This is a genomic window from Kitasatospora sp. LaBMicrA B282, assembly GCF_050325825.1.
Lineage (GTDB): Bacteria > Actinomycetota > Actinomycetes > Streptomycetales > Streptomycetaceae > Kitasatospora.
Map to the genome: position 1 here is coordinate 15483 of NZ_JBNQTI010000079.1, position 21980 is coordinate 37462.

Annotated in this window: 16 protein-coding genes and 1 pseudogene; 8 read left to right on the forward strand and 9 right to left on the reverse strand. The window is 72.3% G+C overall.

The window, feature by feature from the left end; translation table 11 throughout:
• Nucleotides 1-60: 60 nt before the first annotated feature.
• The 3 genes and pseudogenes from ACQRUO_RS21895 to ACQRUO_RS21905 form a co-directional block, all read right to left on the reverse strand.
• Nucleotides 61-1038 (reverse strand): Yip1 family protein, encoded by a 978-nt coding sequence (locus tag ACQRUO_RS21895; RefSeq protein WP_428317706.1) that lies wholly within the window; start codon nucleotides 1036-1038, stop codon nucleotides 61-63.
• Nucleotides 1039-1295: 257 nt separating this feature from the next.
• A pseudogene (locus ACQRUO_RS21900) lies at nucleotides 1296-2369 on the reverse strand (sugar phosphate nucleotidyltransferase); the annotation flags it as partial.
• 285 nt (nucleotides 2370-2654) lie between these two features.
• Entirely contained in the window at nucleotides 2655-4889 is a 2235-nt protein-coding gene (locus ACQRUO_RS21905; protein WP_428317707.1) for a heterodisulfide reductase-related iron-sulfur binding cluster, read from the reverse strand.
• 291 nt (nucleotides 4890-5180) lie between these two features.
• On the opposite strand from ACQRUO_RS21905, the gene dnaK reads away from it, so the two are divergent.
• The 5 genes from dnaK to ACQRUO_RS21930 all read left to right on the forward strand — a co-directional run bounded on the left by dnaK (nucleotide 5181) and on the right by ACQRUO_RS21930 (nucleotide 10626).
• Nucleotides 5181-7022: a molecular chaperone DnaK gene (gene dnaK, locus ACQRUO_RS21910; RefSeq protein ID WP_428317708.1), complete on the forward strand. Its 1842-nt coding sequence runs from the start codon at nucleotides 5181-5183 to the stop codon at nucleotides 7020-7022.
• Nucleotides 7019-7630: a nucleotide exchange factor GrpE gene (grpE, locus tag ACQRUO_RS21915; protein ID WP_428317709.1), complete on the forward strand. Its 612-nt coding sequence runs from the start codon at nucleotides 7019-7021 to the stop codon at nucleotides 7628-7630. The genes dnaK and grpE overlap by 4 nt, the downstream gene beginning before the upstream one ends.
• Nucleotides 7631-7720: 90 nt before the next feature.
• Nucleotides 7721-8872: a molecular chaperone DnaJ gene (gene dnaJ, locus ACQRUO_RS21920; RefSeq protein WP_428317710.1), complete on the forward strand. Its 1152-nt coding sequence runs from the start codon at nucleotides 7721-7723 to the stop codon at nucleotides 8870-8872.
• Between the two features lie 7 nt (nucleotides 8873-8879).
• Nucleotides 8880-9428: a heat shock protein transcriptional repressor HspR gene (locus ACQRUO_RS21925; protein WP_428317711.1), complete on the forward strand. Its 549-nt coding sequence runs from the start codon at nucleotides 8880-8882 to the stop codon at nucleotides 9426-9428.
• Between the two features lie 136 nt (nucleotides 9429-9564).
• On the forward strand, nucleotides 9565-10626 hold the full coding sequence (locus tag ACQRUO_RS21930; protein WP_428317712.1) for a helix-turn-helix domain-containing protein: 1062 nt from the start codon (nucleotides 9565-9567) through the stop codon (nucleotides 10624-10626).
• 147 nt (nucleotides 10627-10773) lie between these two features.
• Here the strand turns inward: ACQRUO_RS21930 and ACQRUO_RS21935 are convergent, their stop codons facing one another.
• Nucleotides 10774-11184 (reverse strand): hypothetical protein, encoded by a 411-nt coding sequence (locus tag ACQRUO_RS21935; RefSeq protein ID WP_428317713.1) that lies wholly within the window; start codon nucleotides 11182-11184, stop codon nucleotides 10774-10776.
• Between the two features lie 206 nt (nucleotides 11185-11390).
• Between ACQRUO_RS21935 and ACQRUO_RS21940 the strand changes: the two genes are divergently transcribed.
• Nucleotides 11391-12011, forward strand: a complete 621-nt coding sequence (locus tag ACQRUO_RS21940) for a hypothetical protein (RefSeq protein WP_428317714.1) — start codon at nucleotides 11391-11393, stop codon at nucleotides 12009-12011.
• Between the two features lie 82 nt (nucleotides 12012-12093).
• Here the strand turns inward: ACQRUO_RS21940 and ACQRUO_RS21945 are convergent, their stop codons facing one another.
• The 5 genes from ACQRUO_RS21945 to ACQRUO_RS21965 form a co-directional block, all read right to left on the reverse strand.
• Nucleotides 12094-13053 carry a LuxR C-terminal-related transcriptional regulator gene (locus ACQRUO_RS21945; protein ID WP_428317715.1) on the reverse strand — a complete coding sequence of 320 codons (960 nt, stop codon included), beginning with the start codon at nucleotides 13051-13053 and terminating at the stop codon, nucleotides 12094-12096.
• An 11-nt stretch (nucleotides 13054-13064) separates the two neighbouring features.
• Nucleotides 13065-14084, reverse strand: coding sequence for a LuxR C-terminal-related transcriptional regulator (locus tag ACQRUO_RS21950; protein ID WP_428317716.1), 1020 nt, complete (start codon nucleotides 14082-14084; stop codon nucleotides 13065-13067).
• Nucleotides 14085-14888: 804 nt separating this feature from the next.
• Nucleotides 14889-15221, reverse strand: coding sequence for a hypothetical protein (locus ACQRUO_RS21955; protein WP_428317717.1), 333 nt, complete (start codon nucleotides 15219-15221; stop codon nucleotides 14889-14891).
• Nucleotides 15222-15565: 344 nt separating this feature from the next.
• Complete coding sequence (locus ACQRUO_RS21960) at nucleotides 15566-16543, reverse strand: LuxR C-terminal-related transcriptional regulator (protein ID WP_428317718.1); 978 nt, start codon at nucleotides 16541-16543, stop codon at nucleotides 15566-15568.
• Nucleotides 16544-16890: 347 nt separating this feature from the next.
• Nucleotides 16891-18015, reverse strand: coding sequence for a TDT family transporter (locus ACQRUO_RS21965; RefSeq protein ID WP_428317719.1), 1125 nt, complete (start codon nucleotides 18013-18015; stop codon nucleotides 16891-16893).
• 70 nt (nucleotides 18016-18085) lie between these two features.
• Here ACQRUO_RS21965 and ACQRUO_RS21970 point away from each other — a divergent pair, with 70 nt between their 5' ends.
• Together ACQRUO_RS21970 and clpB are read left to right on the forward strand one after the other, a co-directional pair.
• Complete coding sequence (locus ACQRUO_RS21970) at nucleotides 18086-18988, forward strand: LysR family transcriptional regulator (protein WP_428317720.1); 903 nt, start codon at nucleotides 18086-18088, stop codon at nucleotides 18986-18988.
• A gap of 147 nt (nucleotides 18989-19135) precedes the next feature.
• Nucleotides 19136-21745 (forward strand): ATP-dependent chaperone ClpB, encoded by a 2610-nt coding sequence (gene clpB / locus ACQRUO_RS21975; RefSeq protein WP_428317721.1) that lies wholly within the window; start codon nucleotides 19136-19138, stop codon nucleotides 21743-21745.
• The last annotated feature ends 235 nt before the right edge of the window (nucleotides 21746-21980 follow it).

Consider the following 21980-nt stretch of genomic DNA (forward strand, 5'->3'; position numbering starts at 1 on the left):
GAACGAAGGGGGAGGGCAAGAGGCCGGGAGGGCAAGAGGGAGGCGGAAGGGAGCGGGCGCTCAGCCCAGGGTCGGCAGCTTGAGCAGCACCAGCAGCACCAGCAGTTGCAGCGACACCGCGCCGGCGGCCTTGCCCCAGGGCAGGTCGTGCACCCGGCGGATCAGGGTGGTCAGCAGCACCGCGCAGAACGCCCAGGTCAGCCAGCCGACCAGCTGCACCACCGGGTTGCCGCTGGGCAGGAAGAGGGCGAGCAGCAGCCGCGGCACGTCGCTGGTCCACCCGATCAGCACCGAGAGCCCCACCGTGGCGGCCCACGGGCCGGCGCCGCCCAGCTGGCGGGCGAGCGCGTAGGTGACCGCGCCGAGCGTCAGGCCGACCAGCGAGAAGGCGAACGCGGCCAGCAGCATCGACCACACGGCCGTGCTGAGCGTGGCGTTGACGACCTCGTTGTGGGTGTCGCCGAAGCCCAGGACGGCGAGCACGCCGTAGAGCAGCGAGACGGAGAGCGCCGGCAGCCAGACCTGGTGGTCGCGCATCTGGTCGAAGGTGCGGGCCGGGGCGCGGTAGATGCCGATCAGCAGCTCGCGCCAAGGCAACCGCGGGCCGGTGGCCCGGGGCGCGGTGCGGCCGCCGGCGCGGTAGGTGGCCACGTGGTCCTCGGCCCGGGACGAGCCGGCGGACGAGCCGGCGGAGGTCGGGTCGTCGGCGTGACCGGGGTCCCCCGCGTAAGGCTCTCCGGCGTAGGGCTCGCCGGCGTACGGGTACGCCGGGTCCGGGTAGCCGCGGTCCGGGTAGGTCGGGTCGCCGGCGCCGGCGTAGCCCTGGTCCGGGTACGTCCGCCCGGGCGGGTACGGCTGCCGCCGCCCGTCGTTGCCGAGGTACTCGGGCTCCCCCACCGGGAACGCCCGGGTGTTCCCGGGCGCGTCCGCCTGGTACGGGTCCACCTCGTAGGGCTCGGTCGGCTCGTACGACGCCCCCCGGGCGGGGTACCCGCGTTCGCCGCCGCCCCGCCCGCTCAGAAATCCGTTGCCAGCCACTCTCCGAAGGTACCCGGAAAGGCGACCCGCGTTTGGACCGCTCAGCCGTTCCGGGGCGTTTGCAGCACGGCTGTGACGCACACCGCACCCGCACGCCCCCGCGCCCCCACCGCCCCACGTACGAAGGAGCCCGGCCGCCGTCCCCCGGCAGCCGAGCTCCTTCGTTGACCCGCCTCCTGTTGGCCCGCCTACTTCTGCAGCACCGACCCGTGCACCGCCGCCGCCGAGGTCTCGCCCGCGGGGCACCCGCCGGGGCCGGCGCTGATCCGCACCGCGCCGACCGGCAGCAGCGTGCCACAGGCGACCCGGATCCCGTTCGGGAGCTCGTTGTCCGACTCGACCTGCGCACCGTCGCCGATCACCGCGCCGTCCAGCGAGGTGCGGTCGCCGATGCTCGCGAAGGAGCCCACGATCGAGTCCTTCACGAAGGCGTCCGCGCCGATCACCGCGCCGGGCAGGATCACGCTGCCCTCGACGATCGCGCCGGCGCCGACCACCGCACCGGCGGCGACCACGGTGCCCGAGCTGAGCACGGCGGCCGGGTCGACGGTGGCGCCGTCCAGCAGCAGCGCGTCACCGGTCGGGCCGGGGACCGCCGGGGAGTCGACCCGGCCGAGCACCAGGTCGGCCGAGCCGCGGACGAAGGCGGCCGGGGTGCCGAGGTCCAGCCAGTACGAGGTGTCGACCACGCCGCGCAGCAGGGCGCCGGTCTCCAGCAGCTCGGGGAAGGTCTCGCGCTCCACCGAGACCACCCGGCCGGCCGGGATCCGGTCGATCACCGAACGGGTGAAGACGTAGCAGCCCGCGTTGATCTGGTCGGTGACGATCTGCTCGGGGGTCTCCGGCTTCTCCAGGAACTCCAGCACCCGGCCCTGCGCGTCGGTCGGCACCAGGCCGAAGGCGCGCGGGTCCTCGACCCGGGTCAGGTGCAGGGTGACGTCGGCGCCAGCGGCCACGTGGCCGTCGCGCAGCGCGGCGATGTCGAGCCCGGAGAGGATGTCGCCGTTGAAGATCAGGACCGGCTCGTCCGGGCCGCAGGTCAGGCCCTCGGCGGCGTTGCGGATCGCCCCGCCGGTGCCGAGCGGCTCGCGCTCGGTCAGGTAGATCAGCTCCAGCCCGTAGGGCGAGCCGTCCGCGAAGTGATCCTCGAAGACCTCGGCCAGGTAGGAGGTGGCCAGGACCACGCGGGTCACCCCGGCGGCCGCGGCCCGGGCGAGCTGGTGCGCGATGAAGGGCACACCCGCCACCGGGAGCATGGGCTTCGGAGTGTGGGTGGTGAGCGGGCGCAGCCGGGTGCCCTGACCGCCGACCAGCATGATCGCCTGGGTCATAGTGCGTTTCTCCCCTTGGTTCCGGTCAGCGACCTGGCGTGGAGTGCCGCCAGGTCCGCTTGGGTGCTCGGTCGTGGCCCGGCCCGCTGCCCGGGGTGGCAGCCGCCGGGCAGGTGGCCGCAGCCCCCGTACCGCGTTCCCAGTTCGTTGCAAAGTCGAGAATATGAGTTGAGTTCGAGAGTAAGCAGCCTGCCCCGGGCGGTAACCGCCCGGGGCAGGAATCATATGTGAGGCGTTGCCGCGCGAGCACATTCGCGCGGCGCCCGAAGCGTCACGCGGCGCGGCTCACACCTGGACGGTCTCCTCGACCGCCGGGACGGCCTTCACCGAATCGAGCAGCAGCTGCGCGACGTCGACCACCTTCAGGTGCTCCTTGGCCGCGCCCTCGTTCTTCTTGCCGTTGACCGAGTCGGAGAGCATCACCAGGCAGAACGGGCAGGCGGTGGAGACGATGTCGGGGTTGAGCGACAGCGCCTCGTCGACCCGCTCCACGTTGATCCGCTTGCCGATCCGCTCCTCCATCCACATCCGCGCACCACCGGCGCCGCAGCAGAAGCCGCGCTCCTTGTGGCGGTGCATCTCCTGCTGGCGCAGGCCGGGGACCTTGTCCATGATCTCGCGCGGCGGGCTGTAGACCTTGTTGTGGCGGCCCAGGTAGCACGGGTCGTGGTAGGTGATCAGACCCTCGACCGGGTTGACCGGGATCAGCTTGCCCTCGTCGATCAGGTGCTGGAGCAGCTGGGTGTGGTGGATCACCTCGAAATGCCCACCGAGTTGCGGGTATTCGTTGGCGATGGTGTTGAAGCAGTGCGGGCAGGTGGCCACGATCCGCTTCTTCGGGGCGCCTTCCAGCGCCTCGTTCAGCGATTCGACGTTCTGTGCGCCGAGCATCTGGAAGAGGAACTCGTTGCCCAGTCGGCGGGCCGAGTCACCGGTGCAGGACTCGCCCTTGCCGAGGATCGCGAACTGCACGCCCGCGGTGTGCAGGAGTTCGGCGAAGGCCTTGGTGGTCTTCTTGGCCCGGTCCTCCAACGCACCGGCGCAGCCGACCCAGTAGAGGTACTCGACGTCGGCGGGCTCGATGTCCTCACCGATCACCGGCACCTCGATGCCGGTCTCCTTCTTGAGCTCCTTGACCCAGTCCAGGCGGGCCTTGGTGGCCATGCCCCACGGGTTGCCCTTGTTCTCCAGGTTCTTGAGCATCGTCCCGGCCTCGGTCGGGAACGAGGACTCGATCATCACCTGGTAGCGGCGCATGTCGACGATGTGGTCGATGTGCTCGATGTCCACCGGGCACTGCTCGACGCAGGCGCCGCAGGTGGTGCAGGACCAGAGCACGTCGGGGTCGATGACGCCGCCCAAAATTCCAGACTCAGGGGCCTCGGCGGTGCCGATCAGCGGACGCTCGGCCTCGGCCAGCGCCGCCGCCGGCACGCCGGCCAGCTGCTCGGCGGTGGCCTGCTCCTCGCCCTCCGCGTTCTTGCCGCCGCCGGCCAGCAGGTACGGCGCCTTGGCGTAGGCGTGGTCGCGCAGCGACATGATCAGCAGCTTGGGCGAGAGCGGCTTGCCGGTGTTCCAGGCCGGGCACTGCGACTGGCAACGCCCGCACTCGGTGCAGGTGGAGAAGTCGAGGATGCCCTTCCAGGAGAAGTGCTCGACCTGGGAGACGCCGAAGACCGCGTCGTCGGCCGGGTCGTCGAAGTCGATCGGCTGGCCGGCGCTGGTCATCGGCTGCAGCGCGCCGAGCGCAACGGCGCCGTCGGCGTTCCGCTTGAACCAGATGTTCGGGAAGCCCAGGAAGCGGTGCCAGGCGATGCCCATGTCGGTGTTGAGCGAGACCACGATCATCCAGATGAAGGAGACCGAGATCTTGATCGTCGCGACCAGCCAGAGCAGGTTGTGCAGGGTGCCCACGCTCAGCCCGGAGAACAGCTTCACCAGCGGGTACGAGACGACGTACGCCGCGGAGTAGTGGTTCACGCCGGCCTGCGCGCCCTCCAGACCACGCAGGGTCAGGATCGCCACCCCGATGATCAGGATGACGGCCTCGATGAAGTAGGCGAAGCCCATGTTGGAGCCGGCGAAGCGGGACTTGCGGACCGCCCGGTTCGGCAGGCTCAGCTGGCGGATCACGGTCAGCACCGCGATGCCGAGGAAGGTCACCAGGCCGAGCAGCTCCTGGAAGACCAGGTACGGCGTCCAGTCACCGATGATCGGCACCGAGAAGTCGGGGTCGAAGAGCTGTCCGAAGGCGCCGACCAGGGTGAGGATCAGCGCGTAGAAGCCGACGGCGACGCACCAGTGGGCGATGCCGACGATGCCCCACTTGTTCATCCGGCTGTGGCCGAGGAACTCCCGGACCAGGGTCACCGTACGGGCCACCGGGTCGTTGATCCGCGCCCCGGCCGGGACGGGCTGACCGAGGCGGACGAACCGGAAGATCTTCGCGATGGCCCGAGCGAACAGCGCGACGCCGACCGCGGTCGTGCCCAGTGAGATGAGGATCGCTGCTAGCTGCATCCGGCTTCTCCGTACTCCAGCGGCGGGTGAGGGTAGAGGTCGGTCAAGTGTACTCGTGGGTAACTTAACCACCCACCGGCCGGACCTTATCGCCCTGTAGCACCCCTTAAGAAGATGCTCAAGGTATGGCGGCAGTCACGTAAGCCCATACTCGCCCATAAGGACCAAAAAGGAACCGCCACAGTAAGGGCCGCATAAAAGTTGAGCGGCCATGACTCAGCCCTGTTGACGCGCACACGGGGCTGGGGCATGCTTGAGCGCGTAAAGCTCAACTCTCGTGGAGGTATCCAGATGGCACGCGCGGTCGGTATCGACCTCGGCACGACGAACTCGGTCGTCAGTGTTCTCGAAGGCGGTGAGCCCACCGTCATCACCAACGCCGAGGGCGCCCGGACCACGCCGTCCGTCGTCGCCTTCGCGAAGAACGGCGAGGTGCTGGTCGGCGAGGTCGCCAAGCGCCAGGCCGTGACCAACGTCGACCGCACCATCCGCTCGGTCAAGCGCCACATGGGCACCGGGTGGAAGGTCGCGATCGACGGCAAGGACTTCAACCCGCAGCAGATCAGCGCCTTCATCCTGCAGAAGCTGAAGCGCGACGCCGAGGCGTACCTGGGCGAGACGGTGACCGACGCGGTCATCACCGTCCCGGCCTACTTCAACGACTCCGAGCGGCAGGCCACCAAGGAGGCCGGTGAGATCGCGGGCCTCAACGTCCTGCGCATCGTCAACGAGCCGACCGCCGCCGCCCTCGCCTACGGCCTGGACAAGGACGACCAGACCATTCTGGTCTTCGACCTCGGCGGCGGCACCTTCGACGTCTCGCTGCTGGAGATCGGCGACGGCGTGGTCGAGGTCAAGGCCACCAACGGTGACAACCACCTCGGTGGTGACGACTGGGACCAGCGCGTCGTCGACCACCTGGTGAAGACCTTCCAGGCCGGCCACGGCGTCGACCTGTCCAAGGACAAGATGGCGCTGCAGCGCCTGCGCGAGGCGGCCGAGAAGGCCAAGATCGAGCTCTCCTCGTCCTCCGAGACCTCGATCAACCTGCCCTACATCACGGCCTCCGCCGAGGGCCCGCTGCACCTGGACGAGAAGCTCACCCGGGCCCAGTTCCAGCAGCTGACCGCGGACCTGCTGGAGCGCTGCAAGGTCCCGTTCCACAACGTGATCAAGGACGCCGGCATCTCGCTCTCCGAGATCGACCACGTCGTCCTGGTCGGTGGCTCGACCCGCATGCCCGCCGTCGCCGAGCTCGTCAAGGAGCTGACCGGCGGCAAGGACGCCAACAAGGGCGTCAACCCGGACGAGGTCGTGGCCATCGGCGCCGCGCTGCAGGCCGGCGTGCTCAAGGGCGAGGTCAAGGACGTCCTGCTGCTCGACGTCACCCCGCTGTCCCTCGGCATCGAGACCAAGGGCGGCATCATGACCAAGCTGATCGAGCGCAACACCACGATCCCGACCAAGCGCTCGGAGATCTTCACCACCGCCGAGGACAACCAGCCCTCCGTGCAGATCCAGGTCTACCAGGGCGAGCGCGAGATCGCGGCGTACAACAAGAAGCTCGGCATGTTCGAGCTGACCGGCCTGCCGCCGGCCCCGCGCGGCCTGCCGCAGATCGAGGTCACCTTCGACATCGACGCCAACGGCATCATGCACGTCGGTGCCAAGGACCTCGGCACCGGCAAGGAGCAGCGGATGACCGTCACCGGCGGCTCCTCGCTGCCGAAGGACGACATCGAGCGGATGACCCGCGAGGCCGAGCAGTACGCGGAGGAGGACCACAAGCGCCGCGAGGCCGTGGAGACCCGCAACCAGGCCGAGCAGCTCGTCTACTCGACCGAGAAGTTCATCGCGGACAACACCGACAAGCTCCCGGGCGACGTCAAGACCGAGGTCGAGGGCGCGATCGGCGAGCTCAAGGAGGCCCTGAAGGGCGAGGACATCGCGGCGATCCGCGAGGCCTCGGAGAAGGTCTCCACCACCGCCCAGAAGCTCGGCCAGGCGCTCTACGCCAACGCCGACGCCGCGGGTGCGGCCGCCGCCGGTGCCCCGAGCGACGCCAAGCCCGAGGACGACGTGGTCGACGCCGAGATCATCGACGACGAGAAGCCCAAGGGCGGTGCCGCATGACGGAGAAGGCGCAGGGCGTGGAGCCCGGCGACGACTCCAACGCCGACGAGGCCGTGGTGAAGGCCGCCGAGGAAGCCCTCAAGGGTGCCGCCGAGGGTGACGAGGTCGCCTCGGCCAAGCGCGAGCTGGCCGAGCGCACCGCCGACCTGCAGCGGCTGCAGGCCGAGTACCAGAACTACCGCAAGCGGGTCGAGCGCGACCGGCTGACGGTGCGCGAGATCGCGGTCTCCAACATCCTGGAGTCGCTGATCCCGGTGCTGGACGACATCGGCCGGGCCCGCGAGCACGGCGAGGTGACCGGCGGTTTCAAGTCGGTCTCCGACAACCTGGAGACGGTCGTCGCCAAGCTCGGCCTGCAGCAGTTCGGCAAGGAGGGCGAGCCCTTCGACCCGAACCTGCACGAGGCGCTGATGCACAGCTACTCCTCGGAGGTCACCGAGGACACCTGCGTGCAGGTGCTCCAGCCCGGCTACCGGATCGGCGAGCGGATCATCCGCCCGGCGATGGTGGCCGTCGCGGAACCGCAGCCCGGCACCCAGTCCGCCACCGGCGGGCCGGATGGCGACGGTCCGTCGGCCCCCGAGGCTGACGGTGCGGCCGAGAACTGACACGCTGTGCGCTGCGGGGTCGCACGTCGCCTTCGGTGACGCGCGGCTCCGCAGCGCCGTATCGACCCAGCCCGGGAGGTGGCAGCAGCCATGAGCACGAAGGACTACGTGGAGAAGGACTACTACAAGGTCCTCGGCGTGCCCAAGGACGCCACCACTGCGGAGATCAAGAAGACCTACCGCAAGCTCGCCCGCGAGTTCCACCCGGACGCCAACAAGGGTGACGCCAAGGCGGAGGAGCGCTTCAAGGACATCTCCGAGGCCTACGACGTCCTGTCGGACGACAAGCGCCGCAAGGAGTACGACGAAGCGCGCAGCCTCTTCGGCACCGGCCGGATGCGCCCCGGCGGGCCCGGCGGCAACGGCTACAGCTTCGACTTCGGCGACCTGTTCAGCGGCACCCAGGGCGGCGGCGCCGGCGGCGGGATCGGCGACGTCTTCGGCGGCCTGTTCAACCGCGGCGGCCGGCAGGCCCAGCCGCGGCGCGGGGCCGACGTGGAGACCGAGGTCACGCTCAGCTTCGAGGAGGCGGTGGACGGCGCCACCGTCCCGCTGCGGATGACCAGCCAGGCCGCCTGCCGGAGCTGCTCGGGCACCGGAGCCAAGGCCGGCACCACCCCGCGGGTCTGCCCGACCTGCGTCGGCGCCGGCACGGTCAGCCGCGGCCAGGGCGCCTTCGCGCTCTCCGAGCCGTGCCGCGACTGCAAGGGCCGCGGCATGATCGTCGACGACCCGTGCCCCGACTGCCACGGCAGCGGCCGGGCCAGCTCGGCCCGCACCATGCAGGTGCGGATCCCCGCCGGGGTGCAGGACGCCCAGCGGATCCGGCTCAAGGGCAAGGGCGCCCAGGGCGAGCGCGGCGGCCAGCCCGGTGACCTCTACGTCAGCGTGCACGTCACCTCGCACCCGGTCTTCGGCCGCAAGGGCGACAACCTGACGGTGACCGTCCCGGTCACCTTCCCGGAAGCCGCGCTCGGCGGGACCATCGACGTACCGACGTTGAACGGCCCGGCCGTGAAGCTGCGGCTGCCGGCCGGCAGCGCCAACGGCCTGACCCTGCGGGCCCGCGGCAAGGGGGCCACCCGCAAGGACGGCACCCGGGGCGACCTGCTGGTGACCGTCGAGGTGACGGTCCCGCAGCAGGTGGACGGCGAGGCCCTGAGCGCACTGGAGCAGTACCGCGACGCCACCGCGTCCGAGGACCCGCGTGCCGCCCTGTTCAAGGCGGCGGAGGGAGCGTGAGCTGACCATGCGTAACCCCGAGCGCAACACCGACCCGAGGCCCGCGGAGACCAGGGCCGAGGGCATCGGCGTCGGGTTGGGCGACGGCCTGCCCGGCGGCCCCGGCCCCGGTGCCCGCCCGCGCCGGGCCGCCGCGGCGGGCTACGTGCTCACCGAGGAGACCCCGGTCTACGTGATCTCGGTGGCCGCCGAGCTCTCCGGCCTGCACCCGCAGACGCTGCGCCAGTACGACCGGCTCGGCCTGGTCTGTCCCGACCGCACCGGCGGCGGCGGCCGCCGCTACTCGGCCCGGGACATCCAGCAGCTGCGCGAGGTGCAGCGGCTCTCCCAGGACGAGGGCATCAACCTGGCCGGGATCAAGCGGATCATCGAGCTGGAGAACCAGGTCGCCGCGCTCCAGGCCCGGGTCGCCGAGCTCGCCGCCGCCGTCGAGGGCGCCGGCGCGGCCCTGCAGGCCCGGGAGGCGGCGGTGCACGCCTCCTACCGCCGGGACCTGGTGCCGTACCAGCCGGCGCAGCAGTCCAGCGCCCTGGTGGTGTGGCGGCCGCGGCGGTAGGGACGGCGGAACGGAAGCGGAGCGAGCGGGAGCGTTTGGCCACCCACCGAACGGTGGGGTGCCAAGCGCTCCCGCGCTTGCGTAGAGTGCTGGCAGATGAAGGGATGTTCCGACTTCCTGAGAGGGGGAGCCAGGGGTGGGTTCGACGAGCGGAGGCGAGCGTGACAACGAGCATGTCGACTTCGTGTCCGCCGAGGCGAAAGCCCTCTATCTCGAGGTGATTGCCGCTGGTGGCAGCGTCGAGGTGAACGAGGCGGATCTCAGCAGCCCATACTCGGAGCTCGCCGAACTCGGTCTATTGGTTATCGGCCAAGGAAAACCGGCCGTGGTAACGGCCACCGATCCGGAATGGCTGGCCAGCAGACTCAGTTCCGCCTGGCAAAAGCAGGCCCTTTCCCTGTTGTCGCAGGCGGTGTCCATACCCGCCGCCATGCAGGAACTCAGCCGCGCTTATCGGTCGCTGGACCAGCAGTTGCACGCCGGTGGACCGGTCGAGTACGTCCACGGCGTGGTGGAGATCAACCAGCGGGTCCGGGCCCTGGTCGAGGCCGCCCAGGTGGAGATCCTCACCGCGCAGCCGGGCGGGAGCCGGCGCCAGACGGCCGTCGACGAGGTCGCGGTCCAGTCGGATCTGACGCTGCTGCGGCGGGGAGTGGCCCGCCGGGTCCTGTACCACCCCAGCGCCCGCTACTCCGCTCCCGCGCGGCACTACGTGGAGCGGATCACCGAGGGCGGCGGTGCGATCCGGACCCTGGAGGAGCCGTTCACCAGACTCTTCGTCATCGACCGGCGGATCGCCGTCATACCCGTGCGCGACGACACGGAGAAGGCCGCGTTCATCAGTGACGAGGCGATCGTCGCCTACATGGTCGACTCGTTCGAGCGCCTCTGGGAGCGTTCCAGCCCCTTCCTCGGCGCCACCGAGGTCCCGCCGGAGGTCATCTCCCGGATGCGCACCAACATCCTGCGCATGATGATCCAGGGCGTCGGCCACCGGGTCATCGCGCGCAACCTCGGGATCAGCGAACGCACCCTGGCCAGGCACATCGCCGACTTCCGGGAGGAGTACGGCTCCGAGACCCTGTTCCAGCTGGGGTGGCGGATGGCGCTGAGCGCTCCGACGAGCCTCTACCAGGAGGACGCCGAGATGCCCGATGCCGAGGAGGCATCGCTCCTCCCCGACGCCTCCTCACACTGAGCCCGGTCTCCCCCTGGGCCCGGTCTCCCACTGAGCCCCGTACGACCCGGCCACGACCGGCCGCCCGCCCGTCAGTGACCGGCGGCCGCCTGTTCCGGCTGCCGCCCAGGGTCGGGCAGGGGGCGGGTGGTCAAGCGCTGCCGCGCTCTAGGTCCAGACGGTGTCAGCAGGAACCACCCCTGCGCTCCTGGTCCAGACCGTGTCGGCGGGAATCGCCGAACTCTTGGTCCAGACCGTGTCAGCGGGAGCTGGCGCAGTCACGTGGTGAGAAACGAAACCCGACACCATCAAGGCCGCGCCGATGCCGACAGCCGTCAGCAGCACGCGGATTCCGGATCGAGGTGCACGACGCACGTGGTGCCTCCTTGTCATGAACCTGATATAACGGGCGATAAAGCATCTCATCACGATCACGCGATTAGATGCGAACAAGCGTTTATCAAAGCCATACTTCCGGCCCAGGGCAAGCTCAGGCAGCCGGCAACCCGTGTCATCGTGCTGCCAGGCAGAAATATGACACCTGTTTGTCGGAGCCCCGACAGCGATCAGCGCGTCCACGCGTGTCATCCCCATGCCAGTCAGGGAGATGACACACCGGTCCTGTGGACGCCGTGCACCGTGGGCAGTGACGATCAATAGGCGAACGAGCGCCGAGCACCCCGATCTCGAGGCGGCCCAGCAACCGTCCCCCGCTCGCTCCGCACCCCGCTTGACCTGCGGAGACCACACTCAGCAGGATCGTCAACTCCCCCGGAGCCTTCGCCATGAGTGAGCCCCACCTGCGTCAGCACGCACCTCAGGCCCCCGAGAGCCGGCGGGCCCGTGTCTTCCTCGCCGCGCCGCTCATGCGGCTGACCGGGCCGGCCGACAGCGTGGTGACGCTCGCCAGCCGGACCCGCCTGACCGCCCTGCGCAGCTCGCTGCTGCGCAGCGGGGCCGCGGTGTACAGCGCGCACCACAGTGACGCCTGGACCGTGGAGGGCCGGGCTCCGGAACCGCGGGTGCCCTCCGACTTCCGCGCCCTGCAGACCGCTGACCTGGTCTTCGCCTACGTCGGCTCCCCGCTGTCGGCCGGCGTCTCGCTCGAACTCGGCTGGGGCTCCGCGCTCCGCAAGCCGATCGTGCTGCTGGTGGACGAGGCGATCACGCACAACCCACTGATCGCCACCATCGAGCAGGTCGCCCCGGTGCTGCCGCTGGTCTTCGACGACAGCTGGTCGCAGGAGAGCCTGCGGCACATCGTGGAGACCGCGCTGGACTGGGCCGGCATGGCCCTGTCGCTGCGCGAGGGCTTCTGGACCGCGCCCGGCGAGCACTTCAAGCCGATCCCGGCGGCCCGCAGCGCCTTCGACGGCTGGTCCGCCAGCGACGCCGCGATCGGCTGACCTCCAGCAGGGCCGAGCTCGAGAACCGCTGAGGCCCCGGAACGGCTGAGCTTCCTCTCCCCGTGGCTGACCGCCCCCGAGGTCAGCCGCCGACGGACGGCTCGGCGGCCCGGATCTGCCACCCCAGCTGGAACAGCGTCTGCGCGTCATGGCGCTCCCGCAGCCGGGAGATCCGCGCCGCCACCGTCCGCTCGCTCAACCCCAACCGCGACGCGACGGCCTGCTGGGTCAGTCCCGTGGCCAGCAGCTCCACCAGCCGCGCGTCCTCGGGCACGGTCGGCTCCGGGCGCCCCACCCGCGCCGCCCGGGCCCAGTCCCGCTCGAACTGGTTGACCACCACCTCCACCAGCACCGGGTCCTCGATGATGGACGCCACCATCCGACCCGGGTAACCCGCCACCACCGCAACCGCACGGTCGAAGACCATGGCCCGGGGGAAGTCCTCGTCCAGGGCCCGGACCTGGTGCCCCAGCCCCGTGGCGAACGCGGCGTACTCGGCCAGGTCGGGGTGCGCGAGCGCGGCGCGGTGGTAGAGCGTGCGCATCCGGACGCCGCGCTGCTGCAACCGCCGCGCGGTGTCGAAGGTGCGCTCCTTCCAGAGCAGCCGGCGGCTGCCGCCGGGCTGCGCGGTGAGGATGTCCCTGGTGCACTCGGCCGCCAACTGCTCGATCCGCTGCTGGGTCTGGCTCAGCTCGGTCAGTTCCTCGATCGAACCGCCGCCCTTCGGCGCAGCCGCCGCCCGGTCGTAGGCGAGGGCCAGTTCGTCGACCAGCTCGCCGAACTCGTCGGCCCGGTCCAGCACGGCCCGGCTCGCCGACCGGAGCCCGGCACTGATCCGGGCGACCGCCACCCGCGGATTGGTCACGGTCCACAGTCCGTCCGGCTGCTCCACCACCAGCCCGACCGCCCGCAGCCGCTCGAACGCCGCGACCTCGGCCGCAGCGACCCGCTCCGGCCCGAACTGGCCGCCACCCTCCAACAACGCCCGGTACAGAGCCTGCGCCTCGGCGTCCGGCACAGCCGGAGCACTCGTCGCGCCCACGGCCGGGTGGCTCACCCGGGACGGCTCTCGCCGGTGGCTGCGCGCATCAGCCAGCCCAGTTGGAAGAGGGTCTCGGCGTCGTAGAGTTCGCGCAGCCGGGAGATGTGGCCGGCCACGGTGCGTTCGCTGAGGCCGAGTCGGGTGGCGATCATGCGCTGGGTGAGGCCCTGGGAGAGCAGCCGGCCGACCTGGGCGTGGACCGGCAGGCCGACGGTGTCGGGGGCGGCCTGGCTCCACTGGACCGGCTCGGCGCGCTGCCAGTCGCGTTCGAACATGCCGACCAGGAAGGCCACCACCGCCGGGTCCTCGAGGACGGCGGCGTTGGTGAACTCGGGGTCGCCGGGGATCACCACGGTGGCCCGGTCGAAGATCAGCATGCGCTTGAAGGACTCGCCGAGGACCCGGAACCGGACGCCCCGCTCGGTGGCGATCAGCACGTGGGCGGTGGTGGGTCCGTCGAGCCGGGCCGCCGGTTCGTAGAGGGCCCGGATGCCGCCGCCGCGGGCCAGGAAGGCGGCGGTGCGCTCCAGCGCGGACTCGACGAAGTGGGTGGGCAGCGGGCCGCCGGGCTGGGCGGAGATGACCTCGTGGTCGGACTCGCCGATCAGCCGGTCGATCAGTTGCCGGATCTCGCCCTCGTCGTGCAGGTGGCGGACCTCGCCGGAGCGGTCGACCTTTCGGGGCGTCAGATCGTAGGCCCGGGTGAGGTCTTCCAGCAGCGCCGGCATCTCCTGGGCCTGGACCAGCAGCCGGGTCCCCGCCGAGCGCAGTTCCTCGCTCAGCCGGCCGCCCACCGCACGCGGGTTCACCGCGGCGTAGCCGGCCCGTTCGGGTTCCTCGGCGAGCAGGCCGAGCTCGACGAGTTCGGCCACCGCCGCCCGGAGCGCGTCGCCGACCTCGGCCGCCGCCAGGCGGCCGCCCTCGCCGAGCACCGCCAGGTAGAGCGCGCGGGCCGCCTCGCTGGGCAGCGCGGGGCCGATGGCCGATTCGGGTCCGCCGGCCGCCGGGCCGCTCCCGGTCACGTCGGTCATCGCGTCGACTCCCCCTGAACCCTCGCCGCGGAGGGGGGAGTGCGCTCGGCGGGCGGCAGCGACCTGGCGCCTCGCGGCACCGCCGTGGTGTGGGCCACCCCGTCCCCCCTGCACGCGCTGGACCGGCAGCGGTCGAACGACCGCCGGTCCGCATCATCTCATCAGGAATGGGTGCGGGCGGCCCCGGGGCGCAAACCGGGCCGGTGGGAAGGAGGGAGGAAGAAGGGGGGAAGAGTGGAGGAGGAACACGTGAACGACGGAACGTGAGCGCCGGGCCGGAGCCCCGGGCTGCCCGCCCCCGTGATGGGCAGCCCGGGCGGTCCGCGGACAGCGGATCCGGCCCGGAGCCAGGGACGCGCAGTCTCCTGCGCTCCGGGCGGATCCACCTCCATGACGCCAAATCCGAGGTGCTTCCAGCGAGGCGGAGCAGCAACGCCTCGCTGGTACCGGACCGGTCGCCATCACCACATATGGCTGACCACCCGGCGCCCACCTGTTCCCCGCGCAGATACCTCTGCCCCTGTGCGAAGACGGCGGACGAGTCACCACCGACGGGCTGCGGTTGCCCGGGCGGCTTGGCGTGTCCCTAGCCTCACAGCGCGCGGGGCGAGGGACAAGGTTGTTTCGCCTTCAAGTTCCCGCAACTGCACGAACGTGCAGAATCGCTCCGTGACCGTCCGTCCACACACCAGCTGAGCTGCGACGATAGGAGAACGTTCGGTCTCGCTGGTAGTGAGCTGGGAAAACGCTGGGACCGCCGGTGCAGCCGGGAACCCCGGCGCCCCCGGCAGCCCCAGTGCAGCCTCAGTGCATCGCGACCCGCCCGGTGGAGCCGCGCACCACCCGGTCCAGGGCTTCGGCGCCCTTGACCCGGACGTAGGGCGAGAGTCTGGTGGCGGCCAGCGCGCGATGGGTCAGCGAGTGGTCGTCGGCCCAGACCTCGGAGCCCAGCTCCACCAGCCGGGCCAGCTCGGGGATCCCGTCCGAGACCGCCGCGAAGACCCCGTCCTCGACCAGGTAGAGGATCACCCGGTCCCCCGACTCGGCCAGCGTCACGGCCTCGCGCAGGAACCGGTCCGCCCCCGGCTTCCCCCAGACCGCCTGGCTCTCCACCAGCACGTGCGAGCGTCCGACCATCGCGTACTCCTCCCCGTCGCCCCGGCGGCCGGTCGGGTCGGGCGGTGGGTCGGACGGTGGCTCGGGCGCGCCCCGGCGCTCCGTCCGTCCGCCGGCCGGGCTCGACCGATCGCTGAGTCATCATCAGTTCGACTGATCGGGCCGCGGCTTGACCGACTTCCAGGTCCCCGAGGTCAGGGCACAGCCCGGACCCAGGCTGGCCCACCGCGTGGGCGCACGACAAGGCACCGCCCGGTGCGCGTTCCCGCAGCTGCGTGTTCGTGCAGCTGCGGGTGCCCCGACCGGTCAGCCCCCGGCCGGTCGACCCAGGTCGGTCACCCCGCAGCCGGGCGACCCCCGGCCGGTCAGCCCACGCCGCGCATCAGCCAGCCCAGCTGGAAGAGCGTCTCCGCCTCGTACTTCTCGCGCAGCCGGGCGATGTGCGCGGCCACCGTGCGCTCGCTCAGGCCCAGCCGGGTGGCGATCGCCCGCCGGCTCAGGCCGCTCGCCAGCAGCCGGGCGATCCGGTCGGCCACCGCGTCGCCGTCCGGCACCGCGTGCTCGCTGCCCCAGGCCACCCGCTCGGCCCGCCGCCAGTCCCGCTCGAAGAGCTCGACCAGCAGCTCCACCGCGGTGGGGTCGGTGATGAAGGCCGCGCTGCCCATGTCCGCCGAGGCGGGGATCACCGCCACCGTGCGGTCGAAGATCAGCATCCGCTGGAAGTCCTCGTCCAGCAGCCGGATCCGGGCCCCGTAGGGCGTGACCGCGGCCGCGTAGGAGCTGGTCGCCGGGTCGGTGCGGGCCACCGGCTGGTAGAGCGTGCGCATCGCGCCGCCGGCCCGCAGGAAGGGCACGTCCTGCGCCATCGCCCAGGCCAGGTGGTCCGGCGGGCGGTCGCCGCCGGGCTGCGCGGTGAGGATCTCGGACTCGGTGTCGGCGACCAGCTGGGCGATCCGGTGCCGGATGCTGTCCCGGTGCTGGACCGTCTCGACGGTGCCGGTGCGGTCCACCCGGCGCGGCGAGGCGTCGTAGGCGTGGGCCAGCTCGTCCAGCACCGCCGGCAGCTCGTCGGCCCGGCGTAGCAGGCCCACGGCCCGGTCCCGCAGCGCCCCGGCGGCCCGGCCGAGGAAGGCGCGCGGGCTGACCGCCGAGTAGAACGCGCCGCCCGGCAGGCCGCGCACCAGGCCGAGCTCCAGCAGCCTGGCCAGCGCGGGCGCGTCGGCCGGCTGCACCTCCGCGGACTTCACCCAGCCGCCCTTGGCCACCACCGCGAGGTAGAGCGCCCGGGCGGCCGGATCGAGTACCAGATCGACCGGCAGGCAGTCCTGATCCGCCCCTGACATCACCACACCACTTCCTCTGGTGTTCCCCCGGTGCCCTGTCCAGGCCGTGGCCCGCACCCCGTTGATTTCGCTGGCCGGCGTTGAACTTGACTGTCCGCGGCCATAGTGCCAGCGGCCATACTGCCAGCCGACTGTCCGCGGCGCGAGGGCGGGTGACGGTCGATCGCCCGCGCGGGGCGCCTGGTGGTGACGGCGGATCAGTCGGCGGCGGCGGGAGGGGGCCTCGCGCCGGCCCGGCAGCGGCGGGAGGTGACCTCGCGCCGGCCCGGCAGCGGCGGGAGGTGACCTCGCGCCGGCCCGGCAGCGGCGGGAGGTGACCTCGCGCCGGCCCGGCGGCGGGAGCGCCGTCACGCCGCCCGCAGCAGCCGGCCGCCCAGCAGGCCGGCCAGGGTCCGGCCGCCCGCCACCGCCCAGGCGAGCAGCAGCAGCCCGTACAGCCCCGCCGCCAGCCAGCCGAAGCCGGCGAGCCCGGTGTGCCGGGCCAGCCCGGCCGCGCCCGTGACGCAGGTGCCGACCGGGAAGGTGAAGGCCCACCAGGTCATCGCGAACGGCATCCGGTGCCGGCGCAGCGCCCGCAGGTTGACCGCGCCCGCGATCAGCAGCCAGAGCACCGCGAAGCCGAGCACGGCCACCCCGTAGAGGATCGCGAAGTCCAGCGCGGCCCCGGCCAGCCGGGGAGCCACCGGGCGGGCGGCGTCCGCCAGGTTGCCGACCGCGGTGGTGGACTGGCCGAGCGGCCCGAGCACCAGGAAGAGCGAGGGGGTGAGCACCAGCGCCGGCAGCTTGCTGTGCACCAGGCCGGCGAAGACCACCGGCAGCACCACCAGGGTGGCCAGCAGGCTGGCGCCGAAGAGCGCGTAGCAGGCGTAGAGCAGGTGCGGGCGCAGCGCGGCCGGCAGGTGCGGCAGCAGCGCGGGGCCGAGTGCGGCCGAGACCATCGGGGCGACCACCGGCAGCAGCCAGGTCGGGTTGGCGCGCAGCGCGGAGAGCTCGTGCCGGGTCAGCATCAGGTACGGGATCCCGGCGGCCACCAGCACCGCGTAGAGGGTGCCCAGGCTCCAGAGCACCGCGTCCAGCACGACGGCCGGGCCGCTGCCGAGCAGCGCGGGGCCGATCGCCAGGGTGCCGTAGCCGACCGCCAGCAGGGCCATCGGCGGGCAGCCGTAGAAGAACGCGGTGGCGGGGTTCTCCAGCAGCTGTTCGCGGGCCGCCGCGCGGTGCCGGACCAGGTGCACCAGCCGGGCGCCGAGCAGCACCAGCAGCGAGACCAGGGCCAGCACCCAGACCGCCCGGGCGAAGACCAGCCGCCCCGGCACCTGGTAGGGCAGCGCGAGCGCGCCGTTGGCGGTGATCGCGGTGCCCATCACCGCGGCGTACCAGTTGGGGCCGAGCTGGGCGAGGTCCCAGCGCGGGCGGGTGCGGGCCAGCGGACGGAGGCGGGGACGGGGACGGATGACGGTGACGGTGGCCATGGACCCAGCCTCGGCCGGTGGCCGGCCCTCCGGTAGCGGCCTCCGGGCTATCAGGACATAACCTGGACCTATGACTCTCTCCCCCCGGGTCCCGGAGCTGGGCGCCCTGGAACTGCTGCTCGCCGTCGACCGGCTCGGCAGCGTCGGCCGGGCCGCGACCGAGCTGGGGATCAGCCAGCCCGCCGCCAGCGCCCGGATCAAGGGGATGGAGCGGCAGCTCGGGGTGGCCCTGCTGGAGCGCTCGCCGCGCGGCTCCCGGCCCACCCCGGCCGGGCTGCTGGTGGTCGGCTGGGCGCGCCGGGTGGTGGAGGCCGCCGAGGTGCTGGACGCCGGGATCGAGGCGCTGCGCGAGCGGCGGGACGCCCGGCTGCGGGTGGTGGCCAGCCTGACCGTGGCGGAGTACCTGATGCCCGGCTGGCTGCTCGCCCTGGCGTCCGCCCGCCCGGCCACCGCGGTCACCCTGCGCACCGCGAACTCGGCGGCGGTGGCCGAGCAGCTGCTGACCGGCGAGGCGGACCTGGGGTTCGTGGAGAGCCCGCGGATCCCGGGCGGGCTGTCCGGCGCGGTGGTCGCGGGCGACCGGCTGGTGCTGGTGGTGGCACCCGGCCACCCCTGGGCCCGGCGCCGCGCCCCGATCACCCCGGCCGAGCTGGCCGCCACCCCGCTGGTGCTGCGCGAGCCGGGCTCCGGCACCCGCGAGGTGCTGGACCGGGGGCTGGCCGCGGCCGGGTTGCGGGCCACGCCGCTGCTGGAGCTGGCCTCCAGCACCGCGCTCAAGGCGGCCGCGATGAGCGGGGCGGGGCCGGTCTGCCTGAGCGAGCTGGCGGTGGCCGACGAGCTGGCCACCCGCCGGCTGGTCGAGGTCCCGCTGGCCGGGCTCGACCTGAGCCGCCCGCTGCGCGCGGTCTGGCCGGCCGGCACCCGGCCCACCGGCCCGGCCCGGGACCTGCTGGCGCTTACCAAGAAAAGCTGAGCGAGGTAGACTCAACTTCGCTCATTCAATGTAGCTCACCATCGACAACGCAGGACCAGCTCACCCAACGCACGACCAGCTCACGCAGACAGCGCATGACCAGTCACGCAGACAGCGCAGGACCAGGAGGAGTACAGACCAGTGGCCATGGACGCGAGCAAGTTCACCACCAAGACCCAGGAAGCCCTGTCCGCCGCGATCCGGCAGGCCGGCGGCGCGGGAAACCCGGACGTCAGGCCGGTGCACATCCTGCTCGCCCTGCTGGAGCAGCCCGAGGGCATCGCCCGCCCACTGCTGGAGGCCGTCGGCGCCGACGTGGCCCAGCTGCTGGCCGGCGCCCGCCGCCAGTTCCGCGAGCTCCCCAGCGCCCAGGGCAGCACCGTCGCCGCCCCGCAGCTGGGCCGCGACACCCTGGCCGTGCTGGAGGACGCCGGGCGCCGGGCCGAACAGCTGGACGACGCCTACGTCTCCACCGAGCACCTGCTGGTCGGCCTGGCCGCCGAGGGCGGCGCGGTCGCCGAGCTGCTCACCCGCCAGGGCGCCTCCCCCAAGGCGCTGCTGGACGCCTTCACCCAGGTGCGCGGCAGCGCCCGGGTCACCTCCGCCGACCCGGAGGGCACCTACAAGGCGCTGGAGAAGTACGGCACCGACCTGACCCAGGCGGCCCGCGACGGCAAGCTCGACCCGGTGATCGGCCGGGACCAGGAGATCCGCCGGGTGGTCCAGGTGCTCTCCCGGCGCACCAAGAACAACCCGGTGCTGATCGGCGAGCCCGGCGTCGGCAAGACCGCCGTGGTCGAGGGCCTGGCGCAGCGGATCGTGGCCGGCGACGTGCCGGAGTCGCTGCGCGGCAAGCGGCTGGTGGCGCTGGACCTGGGCGCGATGGTGGCCGGCGCCAAGTTCCGCGGGGAGTTCGAGGAGCGGCTGAAGGCCGTGCTGAACGACATCAAGCAGAGCGACGGCCAGGTGGTCACCTTCATCGACGAGCTGCACACCATGGTCGGCGCGGGCGCCGGCGGCGACTCGGCGATGGACGCCGGCAACATGCTCAAGCCGATGCTGGCCCGCGGCGAGCTGCGGATGGTCGGCGCCACCACGCTGGACGAGTACCGCGAGCGGATCGAGAAGGACCCGGCGCTGGAGCGGCGGTTCCAGCAGGTGCTGGTGGGCGAGCCCAGCGTCGAGGACACCATCGCGATCCTGCGCGGCCTCAAGGGACGCTACGAGGCGCACCACAAGGTGCAGATCGCGGACGCCGCGCTGGTCGCCGCCGCCACCCTGTCCGACCGCTACATCACCGCCCGCTTCCTGCCCGACAAGGCGATCGACCTGGTCGACGAGGCGGCCTCGCGGCTGCGGATGGAGATCGACTCCTCCCCGGTCGAGATCGACGAGCTGCAGCGCTCGGTGGACCGGCTGCGGATGGAGGAGCTGGCGCTGGAGAAGGAATCGGACCCGGCTTCGGTGGACCGGCTGGCCCGGCTGCGCCGCGACCTGGCCGACCGGCAGGAGCAGCTCAGCGGCCTGACCGCGCGCTGGGAGCAGGAGAAGAAGAGCCTGAACCGGGTCGGCGAGCTCAAGGAGCGCCTCGACGGCCTCCAGAGCGCCCTCGAACGCGCCCAGCGGGACGGCGACTTCGAGCAGGCCTCCAAGCTGATGTACGCCGAGATCCCGGCCGCCGAGGCCGAGTTGACGGCGGCCCAGGAACGGGCCGCCGACCAGGACGCCAGCGCCTCGATGGTCAAGGAGGAGGTCGGCCCGGACGACGTGGCCGACGTGGTCGCCTCCTGGACCGGGATCCCCGCCGGGCGGCTGTTGGAGGGCGAGAGCGCCAAGCTGCTGCGGATGGAGGAGGAGCTGGGCAAGCGGCTGATCGGCCAGCAGGCCGCGGTGCAGGCGGTCTCGGACGCGGTGCGGCGCACCCGGGCGGGCATCGCCGACCCGGACCGCCCGACCGGCTCGTTCCTCTTCCTCGGCCCCACCGGCGTCGGCAAGACCGAACTCGCCAAGGCGCTGGCCGACTTCCTCTTCGACGACGAGCACGCCATGGTCCGGATCGACATGAGCGAGTACGGCGAGAAGCACTCGGTCTCCCGGCTGGTCGGCGCCCCGCCCGGCTACGTCGGCTACGAGGAGGGCGGCCAGCTCACCGAGGCCGTGCGGCGCCGCCCGTACAGCGTGGTGCTGCTGGACGAGGTGGAGAAGGCCCACCCCGAGGTCTTCGACGTGCTGCTCCAGGTGCTGGACGACGGCCGCCTCACCGACGGGCAGGGCCGCACGGTGGACTTCCGCAACGCGATCCTGATCCTCACCTCCAACCTGGGTTCCCACGTATTCAATGAACCGAGCCTGGTGGACCCGCTGGTGCCCGAGGAGAAGAAGAAGGAGCTGGTGCTGGAGAGCGTCCGCACCGCCTTCAAGCCGGAGTTCCTCAACCGGCTGGACGACATCGTGGTCTTCGACCCGCTCGGCTCGGCCGAGCTGAGCCGGATCGTCGACCTCCAGGTGGCCCGGCTCGGCGCGCGGCTGCGCGACCGCCGGCTCACCCTGGACGTCACCCCGGCGGCCCGCGACTGGCTGTCGCTGACCGGCTACGACCCGGCCTACGGCGCCCGCCCGCTGCGCCGCCTGGTGCAGTCGGCGATCGGCGACCAGCTGGCCCGGGCGATCCTCTCCGGCCAGGTGCACGACGGCGACACCGTGCGGGTGGACCGCGACGAGGCGAACGACCGGCTCACGGTGGCCGCCGACCGCTGAACCGGACGGGCGTCCGCCACCGGACCGGACACCCGTCCGCCGCCGGGCCGGACGGCCGTCAGCCGCCGGGCCGGGCAGCCGTCCCGCGGCCGGACCGGGCGCACACGGAGCGCCGCGCACCGCCCACCGGGGGTGGGGGGGGGGGGGGGGGGGGGGGGGAGGGGGGGGGGGGGGGGGGGGGGGGGGGGGGGGGGGGGGGGGGGGGGGGGGGGGGGGGGGGGGGGGGGGGGGGGGG